At 34.6% G+C, this 11,029-nt stretch carries 7 protein-coding genes; all 7 read left to right on the top strand.

Annotation, left to right across the window (positions count from 1 at the left end; genetic code table 11):
• On the top strand, window positions 1-388 hold a 388-nt coding region (locus tag QWC74_RS08190; protein ID WP_288993973.1), incomplete at its 5' end, for a glycoside hydrolase family 125 protein.
• Window positions 389-412: 24 nt separating this feature from the next.
• Window positions 413-3,106 (top strand): alpha-mannosidase, encoded by a 2,694-nt coding sequence (locus tag QWC74_RS08185; protein WP_006783984.1) that lies wholly within the window; start codon window positions 413-415, stop codon window positions 3,104-3,106.
• A gap of 80 nt (window positions 3,107-3,186) precedes the next feature.
• Window positions 3,187-5,556 carry a chitobiase/beta-hexosaminidase C-terminal domain-containing protein gene (locus QWC74_RS08180; protein ID WP_006783985.1) on the top strand — a complete coding sequence of 790 codons (2,370 nt, stop codon included), beginning with the start codon at window positions 3,187-3,189 and terminating at the stop codon, window positions 5,554-5,556.
• A gap of 15 nt (window positions 5,557-5,571) precedes the next feature.
• Window positions 5,572-7,428 carry a glycoside hydrolase family 20 zincin-like fold domain-containing protein gene (locus QWC74_RS08175; protein WP_006783986.1) on the top strand — a complete coding sequence of 619 codons (1,857 nt, stop codon included), beginning with the start codon at window positions 5,572-5,574 and terminating at the stop codon, window positions 7,426-7,428.
• A gap of 170 nt (window positions 7,429-7,598) precedes the next feature.
• Window positions 7,599-9,050 carry an ABC transporter substrate-binding protein gene (locus QWC74_RS08170; RefSeq protein WP_006783987.1) on the top strand — a complete coding sequence of 484 codons (1,452 nt, stop codon included), beginning with the start codon at window positions 7,599-7,601 and terminating at the stop codon, window positions 9,048-9,050.
• Between the two features lie 83 nt (window positions 9,051-9,133).
• Window positions 9,134-10,036 (top strand): ROK family protein, encoded by a 903-nt coding sequence (locus tag QWC74_RS08165; protein ID WP_006783988.1) that lies wholly within the window; start codon window positions 9,134-9,136, stop codon window positions 10,034-10,036.
• A gap of 23 nt (window positions 10,037-10,059) precedes the next feature.
• Window positions 10,060-11,010: an ROK family protein gene (locus tag QWC74_RS08160; RefSeq protein WP_006783989.1), complete on the top strand. Its 951-nt coding sequence runs from the start codon at window positions 10,060-10,062 to the stop codon at window positions 11,008-11,010.
• Window positions 11,011-11,029: the final 19 nt, after the last annotated feature.

The following is an 11,029-nucleotide window of genomic DNA, read 5'->3' as shown; positions in this document are numbered from 1 at the left end:
TTTACCAAGTTTATTATCAATGCCTTATATCGGCTATGTGAGTGAAGAGGATGAGGTCTATCAAAATACACGTCGAATGATTTTAAGTGAAGCGAATCCTTACTTCTATAAGGGAACAGCTGCACAAGGAATTGGAAGTCCACATACACCGATTAATTATATTTGGCATATTTCATTAGCAATGCAGGCTCTTACATGTGAAGATCAAGCCTATAAAAAAGAATTATTGGAAGTGATTAAGCGCACGGATGGTGGAACAGGTTTAATGCATGAAGGATTTAATGTGGATAATCCAAATGAATATACACGTGAATGGTTCTCATGGGCAAATGCCATGTTCTGCGAATTAGTTTTAGATTATTGTGGATATAAAGTAAAAACAAAATAGGGATTGAATAAAAAGGAGAACGTTATGAAAACAGCGCATATTATTTCACATAGTCATTGGGATCGTGAATGGTATTTACCATATGAAAAGCATCACATGTTATTAATTGAATTTATGGATACTTTAATTAATACATTAGAGACGGATCCCGACTATAAAAGTTTCCATTTAGATGGACAAACCTTACTGATTGAAGATTATTTACAAGTTCGACCAGAAAATAAAGAACGTTTAAAAAAATTAATTGAAGCTAAACGTATTCATGTCGGACCTTGGTTCATCCTTCAAGATGAGTTTTTAACAAGTAGTGAAGCAAATATTCGTAACTTACAAATGGGGCATGACTTAGCTCGCGAGTATGGGGAAGTTTGTAAAGTTGGATATTTCCCTGATTCTTTTGGAAATATGGGACAAGCGCCACAAATTTTAAAAAAGGCTGGAATTGAAACAGCAGTTTTTGGGCGAGGTGTTAAACCAACAGGATTTAACAATGAGGTCAGTGATAATGATGCTTATGAATCACCTTATTCGGAAATGTATTGGGAATCAGAGGATGGTTCAAAAGTATTAGCTATTTTATTTGCGAACTGGTACAGTAATGGGCTTGAAGTTCCGGTTGATAAAGAAGAAGCTAAAAAATATTGGGAAAAAAAATTAGCAGACGCAACGAAATATGCAAGTACCCCACATCTTTTATTTATGAATGGATGTGACCATCAACCGGTTCAAACGGATTTATCACAGGCAATTAAAACGGCTCAAGAACTTTATCCAGATGTAGAATTCAAGCATTCGAATTTTGAAGAATATATTGAGGCACTTCATGAAAAATTAGCAGATGATATGACGACGATTACAGGAGAGCTACGTAGTCAACAAACGGATGGATGGTATACATTAGCTAATACTGCTTCCGCTCGCATTTATATTAAACAAATGAATGCTAAGTGCCAAATGATGCTTGAAAAAATGGCTGAACCGTTAGCAACGATTGCGCATAAAGAAGGAAAACCATATCCACATCATTTATTTAAATACGCATGGAAATTGCTAATGGAAAATCATCCTCATGATAGTATTTGTGGATGTAGTGTCGATGAGGTACATCGTGAAATGGTGACTCGTTTTGAAAAAGTGCAGTCGGTTGCTAAACATATCATCGATGAAAGCATGGATTATTTAGTTAGCCAAATAAATACAATGGCATTCAAAAAAGAAAATCAAGAGGTTAAACCATTTGTCATTGCAAATACAAGCGGATGGAATCGTTCAGGCGTTGTTGAAACAGAACTTGAAGTCGCTAAAATGTATTTTAGCGAGGGACCAGTTGTTGAAGTAGTCAAACAAATGCATGAACGCCAACTTCCAACGTATGAAGTGGTCGATGTGCATGGAAATAAAATTCCAGCTACCATTGAAGTTTTACCGAATGCTTTTAATTACGACTTACCAAAAGATCGTTTCCGCCAACCATACATTGCAAAACGTGTCAAAGTGACCTTAGAAGTTCAAGAAATTCCGGCATTTGGATATGAAAGTTTCGCACTTGTAGAGACAAAAGAAGTAAAAGAAGGAGAATCTTCTTTAATCCAAGAGAATTTAACAGTTGAAACACCATTTATGACGGTTCACTTTAATGAAAATGGATCATTACGTATTTTCGATAAAGCAACAGAAAAAACATATGATAACTTCGGAATATTTGAAGATTGTGGAGATATTGGAAATGAATACATTCACTTCATGCCAAAAGATGATACGCCAATTACAACACGCGAGAGTGTGGCAAATATTGAAGTAGTTGAAGATCAATCTTATCGTACGGTAGTAAAAGTTAGTCACACGTTAATGATTCCATCAAAAGCAAATGAAATTTTAGATCAAGAAATTCAAGACTTAGTTGAATTCAAATACCGTAAAGCCTCACGAGGAGAAGAACTGATTCCATTTGAAATCGAAACGTTATACACAATTGAACGTCAAAATCGTGTGATTAAAGCTGTGACTAAATTCAATAATCAAGCCCTTGATCATCGATTACGCGTCTTATTTGAAACGAATATTGACACACCATATCACTATGCAGACTCAATTTTTGAGGTTGCAAAACGTGAAACATTCCCACATGCTGTATGGGAGAATCCATGCAATGCTCAACATCAACAAGCCTTTATTAATGTTCACGATGAAACAGCCGGAGTGACGATTGCAAATAAGGGACTTAATGAATATGAAGTGTTAGGTCAACAATCTAATACGATTGCTGTGACATTACATCGTGGTGTTCGTGAATTAGGTGACTGGGGAGTATTTTTAACACCAGATGCTCAATGTTTAGGAGAGCATGAAGTAGAATTTGCAATTATTCTTCATGGAGATGCTAAGTCACGTTATCAATCTTATACAGAGGCTTACCAATATCAAGTAGATTGGCTAAGCGCAGGCCTTCCAGTACAAGAGGGGGCATTATCATCAACCTATCAGTTTTTAAAAGGAGAATACTTAGAGGTTGTTCCATCTGCTTTAAAGGTTTCAACTTCAAATAATGAACTCATTACAAGATGGTATAACGTTTCGAATGAAGAAGCGATGCTAAAATTAGAAACTGAGGATACCTTATACAAAACGGATTTATTAGAAGAAGAACACTTAGAAAAAACTACAAGTGAAATGAAGTTACATAAAAAAGAAATTTTAACACTCGCACATTTATCATAATGACATTTAAAAATAGAAGTATTTCAAGTAAGAAATACTTCTATTTTTAAAATCATGAGAATTGAGGGGAATCAGTTTGTATGGAGCATGTAGCCATTGTTAATATTTATAATTTTATTCGAAAAACAGTTTATCCATCAGGCCAGTTTGTGAAAGAGGAGCTTGAAACTGTTTTGTATGAGATTGAAGAAACGAAACGTTATGGCTTTTCGGCCACTTATGCGTTAAAGTATGATGCATTGATGGATGAAAACTATGTGGCGCTCTTAAAAGATAACTTAGATGAGTTTGATGAAATCGCCTGCTGGTGGGAAATCGATGAATCACTAGCCAGTAAAGCTTCGGTTAAATGGAAAGGTGAAACACCAGTTGATGACCATGTGAATAAAGGCTATTCATTAGCCTATACAAAAGAAGAACGTATTAAAATGGTTGATGTTTACATGGAAGATTTTAAATCTATCTTTGGTTATTATCCGAAAACAGTTGGATCTTGGGTAATAGATATTGTCACGTTAAAACATTTTAAAGACAAGTATCAGATTGAAGGGGCAGCGATTTGTCGCGATCAAATTGGGACTGATGGTTTTACGTTATCAGGAGGATATTATAACCAGGCCTATTATCCAAGTTTATTTAATGAATTCATGCCAGCTCAAACGAAGGAGCATCAGTTAGATTTACCAATATTCAGATTGTTAGGCGCTGATCCGATTTATGCCTTTGAAGATGGAATCAGAAAATCAGTCTGTGGTGTTTATACACTCGAGCCTGCTGCTACCATTGCTCAAAATAGAGATTGGGTGGAGTGGTTTTTTCAAAGGCAAGTGATGGAAAGTACGATTGGATTTTCATATGTTCAAACAGGACAAGAAAATACGTTTTTATGGGATACGATGTCAAAAGGATATGAGCTTCAAATGAAACATCTAGCTGAAATTGAAGAACCTTATCAGTTAAGAATTCAAACGTTAGCTGAAAGCGCCGCTTGGTATAAACGAAAATATCAGCTAACACCGGTCACAACCTATGCGGCCACAAAAGATTGGAATACCGAAGAGAATTTAAAAACCCTTTGGTATAATAGTCGTTTTTATCGATTAAGTTTCCTTTTTGAAAATGGCAGCTTAATTATTCGAGATTTACATCTCTTCAATGAAAACTATCGCTCACGCTATTATGAAGACGTCTTAACGGAAGAAGAAAGTATTTTTGATACGCTACCTGTTGTGGATGGGCATCAATTTAGTACAGATGACGTTCGAGCAAAAATTCAGTTCTTTGAGCTCAAGTCTCAAGGATTACTAACGGAACTTGAAGGTAATCCAATTCGTTTCGAGAAATTAAATGATTGTGATTACCGAATCACCTGGCTATTAAATAATGGCATAAGCGTCTTGATTACGTGTGAAGAAAATAAGCTTCAGATTAAAACGAATCAGGCGTTTGAACATTCAAGAATTTTATTAGCCATGAAATATTGTCCAGTTTTAAAAGGGATTAAAAACAATGTTTTCAATTTCACACATGAACAATTTGATTATTCTTTGTTTGTAGATCAAGGTGAAATTTTAAATTTAGCTGACTTTGATTTAGCCATTGCCTCAGAAAATGAAGGGTTAGAAATGAGATTTAGTGAACAGCAGTCTTTAGTATCGCAAGCTTTTTTAAATTCAAATATGATTGAGGATTATACGCCTCGAAATAAACAAAATCATTTTATGAAACGAGCATTCAAACCGGTCATTGATCCTAAAGTATCATTAACAGGAATTTATGAATCGGAAGTTTTTAGGATTAAAAATCCTAATAATGAAGGTCAAATTTATTATACGTTAGATGGGACACCTCCAACCAAACAGTCCTTACTTTATCAAAAACCGATTGTTTTAACACAGGAAGGGCAGATTAGGGCTAAAATCTTTGTTGATGGAATGAAGGAAAGTGTGGAAGAAGATGCGGGCTATTTCCAGTCTCAACCGATTAAAAAGATTAAAGGACAAACATTACCGGTGGAGATAAAGAAATATAATCCAAATGGAGTAGAGACGTTAATTGATGGTAAAAAAGGAACAAAGGATTATCGAGACGGTGCATGGCTTGGCTATCATGATGATTTAGATGTTGTGGTAGATTTAGAAAAGGCAACACAGTTTAATCAAATAACAGTAGGCTTTTTACAAGATACTCGTGCCTGGATTTATTATCCCAAAGATGTTTTAGTCGAGGGGTCACTTGATGGGATAAACTTTGAGATAATCGAGATGATTAATTGTGATGAATCGATTGAAAGAAAAGAGATTGCCGTCACAAATATTCAGGTTCAAAAAGCAATGAATTACAGGTATATTAGAGTTTTTGCTAAAAATCAAAGAGTGTGTCCACCGTGGAGCATTTTGCCAGGTGAGGGGCCAACATTCTTATTTGTGGATCAGATTTCAATTTTATAAAAGGGGATGAGTCATTTGTATTTACAACCAATGCCAAGAAGTTATGTGAAAAAGGAAGCAACGAAGTTCTTTTTAGGGACGAATACTGAAATCATTTTATCGAGTCAGTGTAATAGTCAGGATTTAGAGTCAGCTTTATTATTACAGCAACAACTTCATGAGTTAATCGGGTTTCGTTTGAGCGTGACAAAATGTTTTGAAAGAAATTATAGTACGCCATCCATTCGATTCATTAAAGTAGATGGATTAGAGGAAGAAGCATATGATTTAATTATTGAAGAAACTTATATTGAGATTAAGGCAACGACATCAAAAGGGTTATTTTATGGGACTCAAACGTTGCTCCAAATCATTAAGAATGAGGGTTTAGAATTATCAGGTGTTGAAATTAAGGACTGCCCTTATTTTAGAAACCGTGGTTTTTATCACGATGTGACGCGAGGGAAGGTTCCGACCTTAGAAACGTTAAAGTCATTGGTTGATAAACTGGCCCACTATAAAATAAATCAGCTTCAGCTTTATATTGAGCATAGTTTTGCCTTCACCGGGTTTAGTGAGATTTGGTATGATAAAGATCCGTTAACGGCTGAGGAAATTCTTTTGTTAGATGATTATTGTCAAAAGCGACATGTGGAATTGGTTCCGTCATTTGCGTTATTTGGGCATTTGTATGAGGTATTGCGAAGTGAGAGTTACAAGCATTTATGTGAGTTAGATGATGAGTCTGGGTTTTCGTTTTATGATCGTATGGCACATCATACGCTTGATGTGAGTAATGAGGCTAGTTTAGAGCTTGTTGAAAAGATGATGGCGGATGTTTTACCGCTGTTTAGTTCGAAGAAGTTTAATATTGGCTGTGATGAAACCTTTGATTTAGGGAAGGGAAAGAGTCATCATTTATTAAATACATTGAATGATGGTGAACTTTATGTTGAGTTTTTAAACAAGATTATTCAAATTGCTAAAAATCACGATAAAGATGTTTTATTTTGGGGAGATGTGGTTTTAAGGTATGAGCATTTACTATCTAAAATTGAGTCACACCCAACTTGTTTGAATTGGAATTATGATTATTTAGTGGAAGAAACAGATACGAAAAAAATTGCAAAAAGTGGGATGCCACAGTATGTCTGCCCTGGTGTAGCGGGATGGAACCATTTAATGAATTTAATGAACAAAGGATATGAGAACATTAGAAGAATGGTAACTTATGCGGTTAAATATGAAGCCGAGGGGGTCTTAACAACAGATTGGGGAGATTATGGACATCTTAATTTGTTTGCAAACTCGATGCCATTGATGATTTATGCAGCTGCCACTAGCTGGAATCCATTAGATGAAAGAAGTAAAGACGAGCATTTTAAAGCTATTTCTTTATTAGAGTACCGAGATCAATCGTGTCGTATTGTTTCATTATTAGCGGATTTATCTGAGTGTCAGCAGATGACATGGTATGAGATTGTGAAGTGGAAAGAGAAATTTAATACTCCAATGCGAGATATTATCATTGAGGAGTATACTCGTTTTAATCCACAACAAATTAGAGAAGATGTTCTAAAGGCTCAAGAAATTTATCGAAAAATTAATACTTATTTACCGAAAATCAAATCAGAAAATCAGTTAGATTTTAGAGAATTTTTAATTTCAGCTCAAGGCATTGAGCTATTAAATGATTTTTCTTTGTATTTGTTAAGACATGAATTTAATCGTGAGGATGCTGATCCTGTGAGTGAAGCTAACAATTTGGCACTAAAAATAGAGCGATGGTTTTATGAGTATCAGATTATTTGGAGGGAAAGAAATAAAGAAAGTGAATTAATCCGTATTAGTGAAGTGATTAAATATCTATGTAAATTTTTGCGAAGAATATAGAGTATTTTATCCGTTTGTGTAAACGGTACCCTAAAAGTATGAAATCTGTATTTCAATAGTGAGATTTATTTAAGTAAATGTGGAAAATCTACACTATGAAATGAAAGCGATATATACTAAAATTAAATTGTAAGCGTTACTAAATATTGTTCGGGGAGGAATAGTAATTTATGAAATTTAAAAAACTTATTTCATTTACAACCTGCATGATGGCTGCTACTGCATTATTAGCTGGATGTAGTGGAAACTCAACATCATCATCATCTTCAACTTCATCTAATGGTGAAAAAATCACCACATTAAAGTATTACACTATTGGAGGGGAACCAAAAGATTACGCTCAAGTTATTGAAAAAGCGAATGAATATTTAGGAGAAAAAATCGGGGTAAATCTAGATATGACATTCATTGATTTCAATGATTACAGTCAAAAAATGTCTGTCATCGTGAACTCTGGTGAAGATTTTGACTTAGCCTTCACATGTTCATGGGCAGGAGATTATTTGGGAAATGCTCGTAAAGGTGCCTTTTTAGACTTAGATCCTTATTTAGATACAATAGGAAAAGATATGAAAGAAGCGATCGACCAACGATTCTGGGATGGAGCTAAAGTAGATGGAAAAACTTATGCTGTTCCAACTCAAAAAGAATTAGGAGTAGCACCGATGTGGGTGTTCACTCAGGAGTATGTTGATAAGTATGATATTCCAGTCGATGAAATTCATGCGTTAGAAGATTTAGAACCATGGTTAAAAGTGATTAAAGAAAATGAACCTGATGTTGTACCTTTATACATCACAAAAGGATTCTCATATACAGTATTCTTCGATCAATTAGTAGATCCTGTTGGAATTTCTTTAGATGACAATGGTGAATTAAAAGTCATGAACATGTTTGAAACAGATGAAATGAAACGTGATTTAGAAACATTAAGAAGATACTATCAAGCTGGATATATCAACGCTGATGCTGCAACAGCTCAAGATGATAAATCAATCAAACGTCTTGTAACAAAAGCGGATGGTCAACCATATGCAGATGAAATCTGGAGTGAAAGCTTAGGTTACCGAGTTGTTTCTACACCTATTACTAACACTTGGATTACAAATGGTTCAACAACTGGATCAATGGTTGCTGTTTCTGCTAACTCAAAAAATAAAGAAAAAGCAATTGAGTTCTTAAACTTATTAAATACTGACCCAACAATCCGTAATATGATTAACTATGGTCTTGAAGGTGTTCACTATGAAAAAATTGGAGATAATCAAATCAAATTAATTAATAAAAAAGGATATGACGTTCCTTACTTCTCTTTAGGAAACTTATTTATTACTTATGTAACAGAAAACGAACCTGAAACTAAATGGGATGAATTCCAAGATTTCAATGATGCTGCAAAATCATCACCAGCACTTGGATTCAAATTCAATTCAAAATCAGTTTCAACAGAAATTGCGGCTGTTAACAACGTTTTAGAAGAGTTTAAAGCGACTATCTACAGTGGATCAGTGGATGTAGATGAGTATTTAGAAAAATTAAATACTAAATTAAAACAACAAGGTTTAGATAAAATCATTGAAGAAATGCAACGACAAATTGATGAATGGAAAGCTTCTAAGTAAGGATTAAAAAATAAAAAGGAGATATGAGAATATCTCCTTTTTAAAAAGTAGTTCATGCAAAATGTGTCGAGGAGGAGCATGTCGTGATAGCTTGTATAGATATCGGAGGGACAGCAATCAAAGTTGGTGTTTTAGACTTACAGGGGAAGATAGTAGAAAAAACTTCTCTAGAAGTAAATCATGACTTTAATGGTTTGATTAATAGTTTAGTAAGCTTTGTTGAAGAAGCTAAACAACAGTATAAGGTTACGGGAGTTAGTATTAGTTCACCAGGCGCTGTTGATTCCAAGACTGGCATGGTAAATGGTTCAAGTGCCATCCCATGCATTCATGGTCATAATTGGAAAAAAATTATGGGGGAAGCGACAAACTTACCAATCAGTATAGAAAATGATGCGAATTGTGCAGCACTTGCCGAAGTGTTTAATGGCTCAGGTCAATCATTTAGTGATGTTTTATTTTTAGTTTGTGGGACAGGACTTGGTGGAGCTATTATTCATGATGGAAAAATTCATCATGGAAAAAACCTTCATGGTGGAGAATTTGGCTATATGTTAATGGAAGAAAGAGATGGAGAGTTTTATAATTTCAGTAATGTTGCTTCAACAATGTCTTTTGTTAGAAAAGCCAGAGCCCATTTTCAAGATGATAGCTATGATGGAATTAAAGTATTTGAAGAAGCCACTAAGGGAAATGAATTTTGTCAAAATATTTTAGACCGATTTTATTTAAACTTGGCTAAAGGAATTTTTAATATGCAGTACTTTTATGATCCAGAAATTATTTTAATCGGTGGAGCTATTTCACAACGAGAAGATTTCATCGAAAAGATTAACGAAAAAATCGATTATTTATTAGAAAAAATTGAAATTGCTAAAGTTAAACCTGTCTTAGGGGCTTGTACCCATAAAGGAGATGCAAACCTAATAGGAGCATTAGCTAATTTTATAAGTGAACATCAATCGAATAACTTAGAAAGTAAATAAAATGTGATTTGTGAGGGGATTATATGGAGCCACTATATATTGGTGTCGATTTAGGTGGAACTAAAATTTATACGGCTATCGCTAATGAACGCGGGGAAATCTTAAATGAAGAAGTTGTTCCGACTGAAGCAAGTAAAGGACCGGAACAAATTATTGAGAAAATGATTAGTTCGATTAAAAAAGTTTCAACAGGTATTAATTTAGATAGAATTAAGGCGATTGGAATTGGATCTCCAGGTCCACTAGATGTGAAAAATGGATTAATTGTTTCACCTCCTAATTTACCAATTAGAAATTTTAATGTCGTTGAAGCGATTAAAAATGAATTTCAAATACCTACTTTTTTAGATAATGATGCGAATGCTGCAACTCTTGGTGAATATATTTTCGGAGCTGGTAAAGGATGCGAAAATATGGTTTATATTACAGCAAGTACCGGTGTTGGTGGCGGAGCTATTTTAAATGGAAAACTGTACAGAGGAAGTACATCTAATGCACTTGAAGTTGGACATTCGACAGTTGATCGTAATGGTAGAGCATGTGGGTGTGGAAATCGTGGATGTGTCGAATCGATGAGTTCAGGAATTTATATTGAAAAAATGGCTAGGGATAGTGTTAGTTCAGGAATGGAAACAACGTTAAGTAAGTATGAAACCGTGACAGCTAAAGAAGTTTTCACTGAAGCAACAAATGGTGATGCAGTTGCTAATCAAATTCTTTCTGAAACTTTATCGTATTTAGGAATTGCAGTTGCTAACTGCGCTAATATTTTTGATCCGGATAAAATTGTGATTGGCGGTGGGGTTACAAACGGAGGGCCAATCGTTTTTGAAAAAATTAATGAAGAAATGAATGCAAGATGCCTTGCACCTATTCGTGAAAACTGTAAAATTGAAAAAGCACAATTAGGTGGAAAAGCTGGCGTTGTCGGTGCAATTGCTTTAGCACTTGTAGAGTATCAAGCATTAAATTAAGGAAAGATTAATCAACTTA

Origin of the sequence: uncultured Turicibacter sp. (assembly GCF_938044715.1) — a bacterium.
GTDB lineage: Bacteria > Bacillota_I > Bacilli_A > MOL361 > Turicibacteraceae > Turicibacter > Turicibacter sanguinis.
Note: the sequence above shows the minus strand (reverse complement) of the source record. Positions and strands in the feature narration are given on the sequence as shown.

Excerpts from the sequence above, each read along its gene's own strand:
- QWC74_RS08185 (WP_006783984.1), top strand. The coding sequence starts at position 413 with ATGAAAACAGCGCATATTATTTCACATAGTCATTGGGATCGTGAATGG.
- QWC74_RS08180 (WP_006783985.1), top strand. The coding sequence starts at position 3,187 with ATGGAGCATGTAGCCATTGTTAATATTTATAATTTTATTCGAAAAACA.
- QWC74_RS08170 (WP_006783987.1), top strand. The coding sequence starts at position 7,599 with ATGAAATTTAAAAAACTTATTTCATTTACAACCTGCATGATGGCTGCT.
- QWC74_RS08160 (WP_006783989.1), top strand. The coding sequence starts at position 10,060 with ATGGAGCCACTATATATTGGTGTCGATTTAGGTGGAACTAAAATTTAT.